General features: G+C 67.9%; 15 protein-coding genes. 7 read left to right on the top strand and 8 right to left on the bottom strand.

Annotated elements, in window-relative coordinates:
- Window positions 1-189: 189 nt before the first annotated feature.
- From dusB to ABD683_RS14270, 8 genes are all read right to left on the bottom strand, one after another.
- Window positions 190-1,332 (bottom strand): tRNA dihydrouridine synthase DusB, encoded by a 1,143-nt coding sequence (dusB, locus tag ABD683_RS14305; RefSeq protein ID WP_344770635.1) that lies wholly within the window; start codon window positions 1,330-1,332, stop codon window positions 190-192.
- Window positions 1,333-1,352: 20 nt separating this feature from the next.
- Window positions 1,353-1,967: a response regulator gene (locus ABD683_RS14300; RefSeq protein ID WP_344770634.1), complete on the bottom strand. Its 615-nt coding sequence runs from the start codon at window positions 1,965-1,967 to the stop codon at window positions 1,353-1,355.
- On the bottom strand, window positions 1,964-2,557 hold the full coding sequence (locus ABD683_RS14295; RefSeq protein WP_344770633.1) for a sensor histidine kinase: 594 nt from the start codon (window positions 2,555-2,557) through the stop codon (window positions 1,964-1,966). Before ABD683_RS14295 ends, ABD683_RS14300 begins: the two co-directional genes overlap by 4 nt.
- A complete protein-coding gene (locus tag ABD683_RS14290; RefSeq protein ID WP_344770632.1) occupies window positions 2,493-3,074 on the bottom strand; it encodes a hypothetical protein in 582 nt (193 codons plus the stop codon). Before ABD683_RS14290 ends, ABD683_RS14295 begins: the two co-directional genes overlap by 65 nt.
- 17 nt (window positions 3,075-3,091) lie before the next feature.
- A complete protein-coding gene (locus ABD683_RS14285) occupies window positions 3,092-3,871 on the bottom strand; it encodes an ABC transporter permease (RefSeq protein WP_344770631.1) in 780 nt (259 codons plus the stop codon).
- The gene (locus ABD683_RS14280; protein ID WP_344770630.1) at window positions 3,868-4,794 is read right to left on the bottom strand and encodes an ABC transporter ATP-binding protein; all 927 of its coding nucleotides are present in this window, start codon (window positions 4,792-4,794) and stop codon (window positions 3,868-3,870) included. Before ABD683_RS14280 ends, ABD683_RS14285 begins: the two co-directional genes overlap by 4 nt.
- 81 nt (window positions 4,795-4,875) lie before the next feature.
- On the bottom strand, window positions 4,876-5,463 hold the full coding sequence (locus ABD683_RS14275; RefSeq protein ID WP_344770629.1) for a hypothetical protein: 588 nt from the start codon (window positions 5,461-5,463) through the stop codon (window positions 4,876-4,878).
- A gap of 25 nt (window positions 5,464-5,488) precedes the next feature.
- Window positions 5,489-6,874: a glycine--tRNA ligase gene (locus ABD683_RS14270; protein WP_344770628.1), complete on the bottom strand. Its 1,386-nt coding sequence runs from the start codon at window positions 6,872-6,874 to the stop codon at window positions 5,489-5,491.
- 183 nt (window positions 6,875-7,057) lie between these two features.
- On the opposite strand from ABD683_RS14270, the gene ABD683_RS14265 reads away from it, so the two are divergent.
- The 7 genes from ABD683_RS14265 (at window position 7,058) to nagB (ending at window position 14,438) form a co-directional block, all read left to right on the top strand.
- A complete protein-coding gene (locus ABD683_RS14265; protein ID WP_344770627.1) occupies window positions 7,058-8,179 on the top strand; it encodes an ROK family protein in 1,122 nt (373 codons plus the stop codon).
- Between the two features lie 61 nt (window positions 8,180-8,240).
- Complete coding sequence (locus ABD683_RS14260) at window positions 8,241-9,485, top strand: extracellular solute-binding protein (RefSeq protein WP_344770626.1); 1,245 nt, start codon at window positions 8,241-8,243, stop codon at window positions 9,483-9,485.
- 100 nt (window positions 9,486-9,585) lie between these two features.
- The gene (locus tag ABD683_RS14255; RefSeq protein WP_344770625.1) at window positions 9,586-10,488 is read left to right on the top strand and encodes a carbohydrate ABC transporter permease; all 903 of its coding nucleotides are present in this window, start codon (window positions 9,586-9,588) and stop codon (window positions 10,486-10,488) included.
- Complete coding sequence (locus ABD683_RS14250; protein ID WP_344770624.1) at window positions 10,485-11,303, top strand: carbohydrate ABC transporter permease; 819 nt, start codon at window positions 10,485-10,487, stop codon at window positions 11,301-11,303. Before ABD683_RS14255 ends, ABD683_RS14250 begins: the two co-directional genes overlap by 4 nt.
- Window positions 11,300-12,745 (top strand): glycoside hydrolase family 3 N-terminal domain-containing protein, encoded by a 1,446-nt coding sequence (locus tag ABD683_RS14245; protein WP_344770623.1) that lies wholly within the window; start codon window positions 11,300-11,302, stop codon window positions 12,743-12,745. Before ABD683_RS14250 ends, ABD683_RS14245 begins: the two co-directional genes overlap by 4 nt.
- Entirely contained in the window at window positions 12,742-13,680 is a 939-nt protein-coding gene (locus ABD683_RS14240) for an ROK family protein (RefSeq protein WP_344770622.1), read from the top strand. The genes ABD683_RS14245 and ABD683_RS14240 overlap by 4 nt, the downstream gene beginning before the upstream one ends.
- A complete protein-coding gene (gene nagB / locus ABD683_RS14235) occupies window positions 13,668-14,438 on the top strand; it encodes a glucosamine-6-phosphate deaminase (protein WP_344770621.1) in 771 nt (256 codons plus the stop codon). The genes ABD683_RS14240 and nagB overlap by 13 nt, the downstream gene beginning before the upstream one ends.
- Window positions 14,439-14,473: the final 35 nt, after the last annotated feature.

Below are 14,473 nucleotides of genomic sequence, written 5' to 3'. Positions count from 1 at the left end.
TTGCTCCACCGCGGACTGCTCAACATCACCGGCAACGCCGTCGACGGCTTCGAGTTCACCAACCGCCACCGTCGACCCATCCGGCGACGAAGAAACCACTACCGCCAAGCCGCCTGACCCCCAAGTCCGGCGGCCCACCGGCACGCCAACAGCCACTATCGGGCGAACACAAGCGGGCTTGGCTGCTTCCTAGCCGCCTGACGTCGGGTCTTCTGCCCCCGCGTCGAGCGGTTCCGTGACCTCGCGGGAGTCGAGCCAGCCGTCGGGCACTGACACTCGCTTGGGCGTGCCCTGGCGACCACGCGGGGTGCCGAGCTCGGCGACGGGATAGGCCTCCGTCGCGTCCAATCGCCCCAGCAGGTCGTCGAGCTGGGCGTACGACGACACCATGCCGAGCTGGCTGCGGACGTCCTTGCCCGCGGCGAAGCCCTTGAGGTACCACGCGATGTGCTTGCGGAACTCGATGCAGCCACGCTCCTCACCCAGCAGCTCGCCGAGCAGCTCCGCGTGCCGGCGCATCACAGCGGCGACCTCGCCGAGGGTCGGCAGCTCCAGCACGTCACTGCCGTTGAACGCGGCAGCGAGGTCACGGAACAGCCACGGCCGACCCAGGCAGCCACGGCCGACGACGACGCCATCGACGCCGGTCTCGGCGACCATGCGGATCGCGTCGGCGGCCTCCCAGATGTCACCGTTGCCGAGCACCGGGATGTCAACGGCGGCCTTCAGCTCGGCGATCGAGTCCCAGTCGGCACGACCGGAGTAGTGCTGCACCGCCGTACGACCGTGCAGCGCGATCGCGGCACAGCCGGCGTCCTGCGCGATACGTCCGGCATCGAGGTACGTCAGGTGCTCGTCGTCGATGCCCTTGCGGGTCTTCATCGTGACCGGGATGCCGTACGGCTTGGCCGCCCCGACCGCGGCGTTGAGGATCTCTCCCAGCAGCGTCGCCTTCCACGGCAGCGCTGCGCCACCACCCTTGCGCGTGACCTTCGGGACCGGGCAGCCGAAGTTGAGGTCGACGTGGTCGACGCCGTGCTCGTTGCACAGGATCTCGACGGCGCGGCCGACGTACTCCGGGTCGATGCCGTAGAGCTGCACCGAACGGACGGTCTCGTTGGGTGCGAACGTCAGCATCGCCATGCTGGTCTTGTCACCCTCGACGATGCCGCGGGACGTGATCATCTCGCACACGTACAGTCCGGCACCCTGCTCGGCGCAGAGCTGGCGGAACGCGGCATTGGTCACCCCGGCCATCGGTGCGAGCACGACCGGCGTCGCGACCTCGAGGTCGCCGAGGCGCAGGCTGCGCGGCAACGTTGCGATGGACATGCCTCCATTGTCCCAGAGACTCAGGAGGGCAGCAGCCAGCCGTTGTCGACGGCGACGCGTACGGCTTCGGCACGCGTACGTGCTCCGGTCTTGCCGATCGCAGACGACAGGTGGTTGCGCACCGTGCCCTCCGACAGGAACAGCACGCCTGCGATGTCGGCGACGGTGCCACCGTCGCGCGCCGCCTGGAGCACGTCCGACTCACGCTCGGTCAACGGCGAGTCGCCCTGGGCCAGCGACTCGGCAGCCAGGGTGGGATCGACGACGCGGAGTCCCTGGTGCACCCGGCGTACGGCATCGGCCAGCGCGCGAGCCGGGGTGTCCTTGACGACGAAACCGCTGGCGCCGGCCGCCATGGCCTGCTTGAGGTAGCCGGGGCGGCCGAACGTCGTGACCATCAGCACCCGACACGTCGGCAGCGAGTCCTTGAGCAACCGGGCCGCCGCGAGCCCGTCGATGCCGGGCATCTCGACGTCGAGCAGCGCGACATCGGGCTGGTGTGCACGAGCCGCATCAAGCACCTCGTCACCCCGGGACACCTCGGCAACCACCTCGAGGTCGTCCTCCATCTGCAGCAGTGCAGCCAGGGCACCTCGTACGAGGGCCTGGTCGTCGGCGATCAGCAGCCTGATCATGTCGGCACCGACACCGTCAGGGAGAAGCCGCGATCACCGGGGCCCGGTCCGGTGGTCACGGTCGCTCCGGCGAGACGGGCGCGCTGGCGCAGCCCGTTGAGGCCGTTGCCGCTCTCACCGGGTTGAGGTCCACGACCGTCATCGGTCACGCTGATGCTGTTGGCGTGCATCGACACCTCGCACGTCGTGGCCTCACTGTGGCGGATCACGTTGGTGACGCCTTCACGCAGCGCCCACGCGAACAGCTCACGCCATCGCGACGGCACCTCGTCGGCAACCGTCGGCAGCTGCGGCTGGATGCCCGCCGACTCGAGCGCAAGTCGCGCCGACGCGATCTCGCCGGGCAGCGAGATCCCGCGGATGCCCTGCGCGGTCGACCGTACGTCGGCGAGCGCGTCGCGCGAGAGGCGCTGCAGGTCGCCCAGCTCCGCACGCGCCTTCTCGGGATCGGTGTCGAGGAGTCGTTCGGCGAGCTCGGCCTTGACCGAGATCACGGTCAGCGAGTGGCCGAGGATGTCGTGCAGGTCACGGGCGATACGGGCCCGCTCTTCTTCCACGGCGAGCTCCGACAGGTCGCGCTCGGCCAGCACCAGCCTGGCCTGACGCTGGCCAGGCCAGCCGGAACGAGAAGACAGCCGCCGCGGCGAGCAGCACGGCGAAGTTGTTGCCGTGCGCCGCCCAGCCGTCGATGCCGAAGTCGGCGTACGTGATGGCGACGAACAGCACGCCGACCACGGTGAACGCCTGCCAGGTCGGCAGGATCGCCATGGCCAGTGCCGCGATGAACACCAGACACGTCATCGACTGGTCACCGGCGCCCGGGACGATCACGGCAAAGCACGCCAACAGGATCGCGATGTAGGTCCACGCCAACGCGTACTGCTGCTTCATGTGGAAGTGCGGGATGCGGCTCAGCCCGTGCAGGTAGACGGGCACGAAGACGACCAGGGCTACCAGCCCGGAATAGCGCTCGGTCAGGTTGTCGTTCTTGAGCAGCTCACCCAGCGGGTTGCCGAGGAAGAACAGCCAGATGCCGGCCCCGAGGAGGCGCCCGAAGCGGGCACGGTCCAAGGGGTCGGCCTGGGGGTCCATCCGAGGGGTGGTCACGCGATCGAGCGTAGTCATCAGACGCGCTGCGTGTCCTTGCTCATGCGCCATGCGGAGCCGGCGACGAAGATCGCCGTCCAGGCGAGCACGTTGATCACGCCGAGGGCGATGCTGCCGTCATGACCGAAGGGTGAGCGGGCGAGCACGCCGACGCCGTACGCCGGGGTGAACTTCGCGATCGTCGCGAACACCTCGCTCATGTTGTCGAGCGGCACGAACAGACCACCCGCGAACGACAGCAGCGCCAGCGCCGGGCCGAGGATCTGCATGACGTTCTCGCTCGGCAGCAGGTAGCCCATGAACAGGCCGAACGCCGCGAACACCAGCGTGCAGACCCAGCCGATGGCACCGCACAGCAGCAGCCGGCCGACCGGGAGGTCAGCCCCGACCAGGTTGCCCACGATGAAGACCGCGACGATCGACACCACACCCATCGCCATCGCGATCAGCACCTTGACGGCGACGTACGCAAACGGGTTGAGCGGGGTCAGCCGCAGCTGCCTGCTCCAGCCGAGGGCGCGCTCGGTGGCCACCATCGCGCCACCGCTGGTCGCGGCGATCATGGCGCCGTACACGGCCATGCTGACCATGACGTACGCCGTGACATTGCCGTGTCCGGCCGATTCCGTCTTGTAGGACGAGTCGGTGCCGAACAGCAGGAAGAACGCGCTCGGCATGATCAGCGTGAAGACCATGGCGCGCTTGTTGCGCATCATGCGTCGCGCCTCGAGGGCGACGAACTTCAGCGAGAAGCCGCCATACGGAGGAATGCGGCGAACGTCGACAGTCGTGCTCATGCGAGTGCTCCTTCGGGACGTGCGGTTGCCTGGGCGTCGTCGCCGGTCAGGGCGACGAATGCCTCTTCGAGGTTGCGCGACGTGATCTCCAGGTCGCGTGCTGCGGTGTGGTTGAGCAGGTAGCGCGCGATGGCGTCGCTGTCGGCTCCGTGGATCAGGACGGACTCGCCGCGGACGTCGATGGACTCGACGCCCTCGACCCTGGCGAGTGCGGCGGTGTCGGGCGACTCGAGGGTCGCGCGGACCGTACGGCCGGCGGACAGCGCCTTGATCTCGGCTGCGGTGCCGTCGGCGACGATCTTGCCGCGACGAACCAGCACGATGCGATCGGCGTACGCATCTGCCTCCTCGAGGTAGTGCGTCGCGAAGAGCGTCGTACGGCCGCGGGCGGCGTCCGAGCGGATGGCGTCCCAGAAGTCACGACGTCCCTGGACATCCATGCCGGTGGTCGGCTCGTCGAGGATCAGCAGGTCGGGGTCGGAGAGCAGCGCAAGCGCGAAACGCAGTCGTTGCTGCTGGCCGCCTGACGCCTTGCCGACGAGGCGGTCACCGATGTCGAGGATGCCGGCGCGCTCGAGCACCTCCTCGACGGGCCGTGCTGGGCGGAACAGCGACGCGGTGAGCTCAACGGTCTCGCGGACCGTGAAGTCCTTGAGCAGTCCGCCGGTCTGCATGACAGCCGCGACGCGGCCGAGCGCGATGGCGTGACGCGGGTCCCCTCCGAACACCGTGACGGTGCCCGAGGTGGGCTGGGAGAGGCCGAGGATCATGTCGACCGTCGTGGTCTTGCCGGCACCGTTGGGTCCGAGGAATGCGACGACCTCGCCGGGCTGGATCTCGAGGCTGAGTCCGTCGACGGCGGTCACGGTGCCGAACGTCTTGACGACGCCGTCGATGCTGACGGCCGGGGTGGAGGAGTTCATGCCTCCACGATGCGGCTCAGACGTGGCCGGGCCCTCGTCGTACCGTCACTACTCCCCCATGACAGGTGTCACCCGTCGTCGTCAGGGAGTCCAGGTGATGGCGTCCTTGGCGGAGCCGGTCTGGAGGTCGACGGACTGCAGCGCCTTGCCCTTGGGCACCAGGTAGACCAGGCACAGCTTGGCTTCCGAGCCCGGCAGGAAGGTCGCCGGCAGGGACGGTGTCGGGCACGGCGGGAAATTGCCGACGAGCTCGTTGGGCGGGAAGATCGTGTTGCTGTCGTCGTGGGCGTAGATGGGGAGCGCGGCTCCGCCGAGACCGGCCGGCCCCTCGTTCTTGACCGTGACGCTGACGTAGAACGGCGAAGCCTGCTTGCTTGCCTCGTCGAGCGAGAAGAACTTGAAGTCGTCGATCGTGCCCTTGGCCACCTGTGTGACGGTGACCGTGATGGCGCTCGCCGCTGAGGTGCCGACCTGGTAGACGACGCTCGCGGACTCGTCCTCGGTCAACGTCGTGCCGCCCGCCGTCAGGGTGACACCGTCGGGAACGTCGAAGCCCTTGGGGACCGGCACTCCCTCGTCCTTGGCGTCCGAGCCGCCGCAGGCGGAAAGGACGAGGAACGCTGCCACGACAGCGGCGACGATCAGGGACGGACGCTTGAGTGTCGGCACCTGCCGATTGTCGCCCACTGTCGTGTCAGCAACCAGGCAGACGCGCCGCGAGCCAACCCGCGACCTGATCCAGCGGGATGCGCTCCTGTGTCATGGTGTCGCGTTCGCGGATCGTCACGGCGTCGTCGTCGAGCGTCTCGAAGTCGACCGTGATGCAGAACGGCGTGCCGATCTCGTCCTGACGGCGGTAGCGCTTGCCGATCGCCTGGGCGTCGTCGAACTCGACGTTCCAGAACCCGCGCAGCTCGGCGGCCAGCGCCCGGGCCTTGGGCGACAGGTCCTCGTTGCGCGACAGCGGGAGCACGGCGGCCTTGACCGGTGCGAGCCGGTGGTCGAGCTTGAGCACCGTGCGCGTATCGGTGCCGCCCTTGGCATTGGGCACCTCTTCCTCGACGTACGCGTCGATCAGGAACGCCATCATCGAGCGGTTGACGCCGGCGGCGGGTTCGATGACGTACGGCGTCCAGCGCTCGTTGTTGGGCTGGTCGAAGTACTGCAGGTCCTTGCCGGAGTGCTCGCTGTGGGTCTTGAGGTCAAAGTCCGTACGGTTGGCGATGCCCTCGAGCTCACCCCACTCCGAGCCCTGGAACTCGAAGCGGTACTCGATGTCGACCGTGCGCTTGGAGTAGTGCGACAGCTTCTCCTGCGCGTGCTCGTAGAGGCGCAGGTTGTCGGGGCTGATGCCGAGGCCGGTGTACCAGTCCATGCGGGTCTTGATCCAGGTCTCGTGCCACTCCTCGTCGGTGCCGGGCTCGACGAAGAACTCCATCTCCATCTGCTCGAACTCGCGCGTGCGGAAGATGAAGTTGCCCGGCGTGATCTCGTTGCGGAAGCTCTTGCCGATCTGGCCGATGCCGAAGGGTGGCTTCTTGCGCGACGTCGTCATGACGTTGGCGAAATTGATGAAGATGCCCTGGGCCGTCTCCGGGCGCAGGTAGTGCAGTCCCTCCTCGGACTCGACCGGACCGAGGTAGGTCTTGAGCAGACCGTTGAACATCTTCGGCTCGGTCCACTCACCGCGGGTGCCGCAGTTCTCGCAGACGATCAGCTCCATGCCGACTGCGTCGGGATCATCGAGCTTCTTCTTCTCCGCGTACGCCTCCTGGAGGTGGTCCTGGCGATAGCGCTTGTGGCACTTCTGGCACTCGACGAGCGGGTCGACGAACGCAGCGAGATGGCCGGAGGCATTCCACACCGGTGTCGGCAGGATGACGGACGAGTCGAGGCCGACGACGTCGTCACGGCCTTGGACCATCGAGCGCCACCACTGGCGCTTGATGTTGTCCTTGAGCTCGACGCCGAGCGGGCCGTAGTCCCAGGCGGACTTGGTGCCGCCGTAGATCTCGCCGCACTGGTAGACGAATCCCCTGCGCTTGCTGAGGCTGATGACGTTGTCGACGGTCGATGCCATGGGTGTTTCCGTTCCGGCTGGTTGTCGGCGGGCCTGTGTCCGTCGTCGTGACGACGTACGCCCGGGTGAAGCCGCCACGATATCGGCCCGCCGTCGTACGAATCGCAGCGGGCGACCCGGCGTACACCGATTTGTCACCCGAAGTTCTTGACTCCGACTTTGTTAGTACGCTTTATTAACTATGTGACGCAGATCAACGAGACGCCTCGACGCAGGACGACGGCCGGCCGACGGCCGGTCGGCAAGGTGCTTCCCGGCGACGCCCGCCGTCACCACCGCGCGCTGATCCTGCAGCAGCTCGTGGATGACGGAGCACGCAGCCGCGCCGACCTCGCCCGCGAGACCTCGCTCACCCGTGTCACGATCTCCGACCTGGTCTCCGAGCTGATGGACGAGGGATTCCTGGTCGAGCTCGGCACCCGCCCCGGCACCCACATGGGCAAGCCGGCCACCCTCGTCGGCATCTCCGAGGAAGCGCCCGTCGCGATCGCCCTCGACCTGTCGGCCGATGGCGTCCTCAGCGGCGCGGTCGTCGACCTCGGCGGCCTGATCCTCGTACGCGAGCAGGTCGCGTTCAGCCGCGGCGACGACATCGCCGCGATCGCGGCGCTTGCCCAGCACCTTCGCGACGCGACGCCGCGACGCATCCTCGGGGTGGGCATCGGCACGCCGGGCATCGTCGACACCCACGGGACTGTCGTCATCGCCCCCAACCTCGGCTGGGACAACCTCGACCTCGCCGCTCAGCTGTCGGCGGCGCTGGGCCTTCCGGTCCACGCCGGCAACGACTCCAACGTCGCGGCGGTCGCCGAGAGCGCGTTCGGCGCCGGCGACGACCAGGGCATGTTGCTGCTGATGATCGGCTCCGGTGTCGGTGGCGGTGTGATGATCGACGGCCGGGCACTCGCCGGACCGCTCCAGTCGTCAGGCGAGATCGGCCACGTCGTCGTCGACCCGGACGGCCGCCAGTGCGCCTGCGGCAACCGCGGCTGCCTCGAGACGTTCCTGTCGGCGCCTGCACTCAAGCAGCTCGACAACGACGATGCCCGACGCGATGTCGGACTCAAGCTCGCCACCGTTCTGACGCCCGTCGTCACCACGCTCGGCATCGCCGATGTCGTGCTCTACGGCCCGGCGGAGCTGCTCGAAGGTGCCCTGCTCGACTCCGTGCGCGGCGCTTTCGCCCAACAGACCCTTCCTTTCGTCGCCCAGCGAGTCCAGGTGCGCCTGGTCCCGATGCGCGACGAGCTCGTACTCACGGGTGCGGCGGCGCTGGTGCGCTACCGCGAGCTAGGGGTGGTGTGACCTGTCGAAACCTGAGAACTGTGCCTGCAACACCGTGTACATCCCGAGAAGAGGACAATCGATGAAGATCAACAAGATCGCGGCAGCGACCGTGGCGTCAGCCATGGCGTTGACCGCGCTCGCCGCATGCGGAAGCAGCGACGACGACAAGCCGGCGGCCGACGAGTCCAAGACCGTGACTCTGTGGCTTGCGGGCAAGGAAGACACGCCCAAGCCCCTCGAGGAGTGGCTCGTCACCGAGTACTCCAAGCAGCACCCGGGCAAGACCCTCAAGGTCACGCACATCGACTGGGGCGAGCTCATGCCGCGCCTCAACACCGCGCTGCAGGGCAAGGACACGCCCGACGTGGTCGAGGTCGGCAACACCCAGTCCCCCACGTTCACCAGCGTCGGAGCCTTCACCGACCTGACGGACAAGCTCGACGAGCTGGGCGACAACATCGGGCCCAAGGGCTTCGTCGAGGCCGGCACGTACGACGGCAAGGTCTCGGCGGTTCCCTACTACTGGGGCTCGCGCTACATCTTCTACAGCAAGAAGGCGTTCGCAGATGCCGGCATCGACGTGCCGACCAACCTCGCCGACTTCCAGAAGGCCGCGACGCAGCTCAAGACCGGCAAGACCTCGGGCTTCTGGCTCCCGGGGCAGGACTGGCGCAACGGCATCAGCTGGATCTTCGCCAACGGTGGTGACATCGCGGTCAAGGACGGCGACAAGTGGGTCGCCAAGCTGTCGGCGCCCGAGGCCCAGGCCGGCCTGAAGCAGGTGCAGGAGCTGTACAAGGACGCGACTCTCGCCCCCAAGGACGGCCTCGACGCCGAGCCGTGGGTCCCGTTCAACAACGGCGAAGCCGCCATGTTCATGGCACCGAGCTGGGCGCGCTGGAGCGTTCCTGAGGAGAAGGCCAAGGACCTCGGCGCTTTCCCGCTGCCCGGTGTCGACAGCGGAGCCGCTCCGGTCTTCGCCGGTGGCTCGAACATCGCCATCTCGGCCAAGTCGAAGAACCAGAACGGCGCCTTCGACGTGCTCAAGCTCATCTACAGCGACGAGTACCAGACGCTGCTCGCCAAGAACGGCCTCGGCCCGGCCAACGACAAGTTCACCTCCCTCATGGGTGATGACGAGTTCGCAAAGGCGGCCATTGCTGCGGCAGCAACCGCAAAGCTCACCCCCGCATCGCCTGAATGGGCAGCGGTCGAGAGCGCCAGCGTCATGGAGGAGTTCTTCGGATCGATCGCTCGTGGCGACGACCCGGCAGATGCCGCCAAGGCTGCTGACGCCAAGCTCAACACGATGTTGAACAAGTAGCACTCGGCAACATCCGCAAGACGCGACAGAGTGGGGCCTGCGGGCCACCGCGGGCCCCACTTTGTCTCTTTACGTCACGACGAGGCCAGGAAGGATCGGCATGAGCTCACCGCGAATCACCCGCAACCGCGGCCCCTACCTGCTGATCGTCCCGACGATCCTGGTGCTCATCGTGGCGATGGGCTACCCGCTCGGCCGTCAGCTGATCCTGTCGTTCCAGGAGTTCGGACGGGCGCAGCAGTTCGGTCAGCCCGCGGAGTGGGTCGGTCTGCAGAACTACCAGGACCTCGTCACCGACAGGGCGATGTGGACCGTCGTGACCCGGTCGCTCATCTTCTGCGCGGTGTGCGCCAGCGTCACGATGTTCATCGGCACGCTGTTCGCGCTGCTGATGAAGCGAGTCAGCACCGGTCCGCGTCTGGCACTTCAGATCAGCTTGCTGCTCACCTGGGCCATGCCGGTCATCGCCGCGATGACGGCATGGCAATGGCTGTTCGACACCCGCTACGGCGTCATCAACTGGACCCTCAAGAACCTCGGCTTCTCGAGCTTCGAGAACCACAACTGGCTCATCGAGCCGCTCTCCTTCTTCTCCGTCGCCGGAGTCATCGTGATCTGGATGAGCGTGCCGTTCGTCGCGTTCACGACGTACGCGGCACTCACCCAGGTGTCCGAAGAGACGCTCGAGGCCAGCCACCTCGACGGGGCCACGGCTCTGCAGCGATTCCGCCACATCACGTTCCCCACGATCAAGCCGGTCCTGACGATCGTGATGCTCCTCCAGGTCGTCTGGGACCTCCGCGTGTTCGCCCAGATCGACTTCCTGCAGAAGGTCGGCGGCACGGTGAGCCAGACCCACCTGATGGGCACCTACATCTACACGCTCGGCATCGGCCAGAGCGACTACGGCTCGGCATCGGCGCTCTCGATGTTCGTCCTGGTTCTCACGCTCGCCCTCACGTTCCGGTACGTCCGACGCCTGCTCGCGGAGGATGCCTCATGAACGCCCGCCGTCGCCTCTGGGGATTCATCGCCATCGGCATCGCGCTGATCTGGGCGTTCCCCGTCTACTGGGTGCTCAACAGCTCGTTCCAGCCGACCGAGAAGCTCCGATCCCCCAACCCGCCGTTCGTGCCCGACTTCGCCGCAGCCGCGTACGACCGGGTGTTCAACGAGTCGTTCATCGATTCGCTGAAGCTGAGCCTCACCGTCACGCTTCTCGCGGTCGCGGCCGCCACGGTGTGCGGGTTCGTCGCCGCTGTCGCCATCTCGCGATTCCGGTTCAAGGGCCGCAAGTCGTTCATCTTCACGGTGCTGGCGATCCAGATGATTCCGCCGGAAGGCCTGTTCATCTCGCAGTACAAGATGCTCAACGAGTGGGGTCTCTACAACAGTGCGATCGGCCTGGGCCTGCTCTACACGGCGCTGATCCTGCCCTTCACGGTGTGGATGCTCCGCGGTTTCGTCGACGGCATCCCGCTCGAGCTCGAGGAGGCCGCGATGACGGACGGCTGCAGCCGTACGCGGGCGTTCTTCACGATCACGTTCCCCCTGCTGGCTCCCGGCCTGGTGGCGAGCAGCGTCTATGGGTTCTTGCAGGCGTGGAACGAATACACCCTTGCCGTCGTCGTGATGGACCCGTCCAACCGGACGCTCCCGCTGTGGCTGCGTGGTCTCTCCGACGTGTCGAACGAAGCGGTCGACTGGCCCGCGGTGATGGCCGGTGCGACGCTGGTCGCCGTGCCCGTGATCGTCCTGTTCATGATCGTGCAGAACCGCATGACGTCCGGCATGGTCGGCGGGGCGGTCAAGGGATGAACGAGGTCGGCGACGCCCGCGTACGACGGCTCGCGTACGGAGTCATGCTCGGAGCCTTTGCCGGACCGACTGTCCCGGACTGGCTGGCGGGCGCGTACGCCGAAGGCCTCGCCGGCATCTGCCTGTACGGAAACAACCTGGGTGATCACGGTGTCGGTGACCTGGCCCGCGCCGTACGCGACCTCGAGCCGACCGCCGTGCTCGCGCTGGACGAGGAGGGTGGCGACGTCACGCGCCTCCACATGCGCGACGGCAACCCCTATCCCGGCAACGCCGCACTGGGTGTCCATGAGGACGTCGACGTCACGCGATCGGTTGCCGCGGCGATCGGGGCTGAGCTCGCCGGCATCGGCGTGTGGCTCAACCTCGCACCCAGCGCCGACATCAACAGCGATCCACGCAACCCGGTGATCGGCACCCGCAGCTTCGGCAGCGATCCGGCGCTGGTCGCGCGGCACACCACGGCGTACGTCGAGGGTCTCGCGTCCCAGGGCATCGCCGCCTGCATCAAGCACTTCCCGGGGCACGGTGACACCGTGACCGACTCGCACATCGGCCTTCCCCACGTCACCGCTTCCGCCGACGTCGTACGCGCGCGTGAGCTGGTCCCGTTCGCCGCCAACCTCGACGCGGCGAGCATCATGACGTCGCACGTGGTCCTCGAGGCTTTCGACGCCGACCAGCCGGCGACGCTCAGCCGCGCAGTGCTCACCGATCTCCTCCGCCACGAGCTGCGGTATGACGGTGTGATCGTCAGCGATGCGCTCGACATGGCCGGCGCCAGCGCGATCCACGGCATCGGCGGTGCGGCGGTCCTTTCACTCGCCGCGGGAGCCGACCTGCTGTGCCTGGGTCCCGAACCGACCGACGAGCCGAGCCTGATCACCGAAGCGGTCGATGCGGTCTGCGCCGCTGTCAACGACGGCAGCGTCACCGTCGAGCGCCTGGCCGAGGCTGCTGCACGCGTCGCGGCCCTCCGTACGAAATGGGGCGCGTTGCCTGTTCGCGACGACACCGATCAGGTGATCGCCGCCGGACGCGCTCACGCCGCCAAGGTCGCCGCCGCGATCGCTTCGGCCGCACCGCGCTTCACCGGCCCGGCAACCGTCGTACGCATCGACACGGGCACCAATCCCGCCGTCGGCGACACGTCCTGGGGAATGCTCGACGTCGGCGGCGACACGATCACCCTGACTCCCGCGACGCTGGAGGCTGCGCCGAGCTTCCCGGGAGAAGTCGCGATCGTCGTACGCCGAGCGGGTGCCGTGCGACAGGTGTGGGACTGGATCGAGCGTCAGCTGGACGACAACCCGGAGGCCGTGCTCGTCGAGCTCGGCTGGCCCGGGCCGGAGCTCGAGGGACGGGACCGAGTCATTCGCACGTACGGGTCGGCCGCCGTGCTGACCGACGCCCTCGGCGACGCGCTCAGGGCGCCGCGATGAAGACACGGCTCGGCCTCGACATCGGCGGCACCACGGTGCACGGTGTCGCCGTCTCCGCAGACACCCACGACGTCATCGGCGACCAGATCACCCACACGACTCGACGGGGAGCCGATGGCGTGGTCGCCAGCGCCGTCGACATGATCGCGGCCCTCGAGGCCGCCCTGCCCGACGGCCATGAGGTTGTCGGAGTCGGGCTCGGAGTTCCGGGCATCGTGCACGACGGCAGCGTGACGCATGCAGTCAACCTCGGGCTCGACCACGTACCGCTCGACCTCGCCGGCCACGTCTCCCAGCGAGTCGCCGACGTGCCCGTCACGGTCGAGAACGACGTCAAGACGGCAACGCTCGGCGGGCTGAAGTGGCTGCGGGAGCAGGGCTCGACGGTCGACGACCTCGCGCTCCTCAACGTCGGCACCGGCCTCGCGGCGGGCTTCCTGCTCGATGGCAGGCTGCGGCACGGCTCGCGGGGCATGGCCGGCGAGATCGGCCACCTCGTGCACGACCCGGCCGGTCCCGTCTGTCCGTGCGGTCGACGCGGATGCCTCGAGCTCTACGCCTCCGGCAGCGGGCTGCGCCGCCAGTGGGACGGCACGGCTGCGGAGCTCTTCACCGCCGCCGAGACCGACCCCGACGCTGCACGGATCCGCGACCAGCTGACCGCCGGCATCGCCAAGGCGATCAGCCTGCTGGCGTACGGCCTCGACGTCTCGTACGTCCTCGTCACGGGAGGCGTCGTGTCGGCGACGCCGGCCCTTCGCGACGCGATCCTCACCGACCTGCGTTCCGACGAGGGCACGTCGCTCGGCCGGCTCGCCGCGATCGCCGACCGCGTCAGGTGGCTGCCGTCCGACTACCCGGCGGGCGCACTCGGCGCCGCGCTGCTGGGAACACCCGACGCCCCTGCACCGGAGGGCACCGCATGGAGGTCGTGATCGTCGCGGACGAGGCCGCAGCGGGCGCACTCGTGGCCGACGTCATGGCCCACCACGTGCGTCCGGGAGCCGTGCTCGGGCTCGCCACCGGATCGTCGCCGCTACCGGTCTATCGCGAGCTGATCGCGCGCCACGCGGCCGGCGATCTCAGCTTCGCCGGCGCCCGGGCATTCCTGCTCGACGAGTACGTCGGCCTCCCCCAGGGCCACCCCGAGTCCTATCACTCCGTGATCCGTCGCGAGTTCATCGACCATGTCGACCTCGACCGGGTCGACGGCCCCGACGGCGAGGCAGCCGACATACCGGCCGAAGCGGCCCGCTACGAGGTCGCGATCCGTGATGCCGGTGGCATCGACGTACAGCTGCTCGGCATCGGCACCGACGGGCACGTCGGGTTCAACGAGCCCGGTTCGTCGCTGGCATCCCGTACGCGGGTCAAGACCTTGACGCAGCAGACCCGCGACGACAACGCCAGGTTCTTCGACTCCGTCGACGACGTGCCGCACCATGTGCTGACGCAGGGGCTCGGCACGATCCTGGACGCCGGCCACCTCGTGCTGATTGCCACGGGTCCCACCAAGGCCGAGGCCGTCGCCGCCGCGGTCGAGGGTCCGGTGAGCGCCTTTTGCCCCGCATCCGTGCTCCAGCTGCACCCGTACGTGACCCTGGTCGTGGACGAACCCGCAGCGACCGGACTCCGGCTCGCCGACTACTACCGCTTCGCGGCTGCCAACAAACCTGGTTGGCAGGCATACTGACTCCACAACCGAATACGTTCGACCCTTTTCCATCC

Origin of the sequence: Aeromicrobium panaciterrae (assembly GCF_039537165.1) — a bacterium.
Classification (GTDB): domain Bacteria; phylum Actinomycetota; class Actinomycetes; order Propionibacteriales; family Nocardioidaceae; genus Aeromicrobium; species Aeromicrobium panaciterrae.
This window is presented reverse-complemented; position numbering and strand designations above follow the sequence as displayed.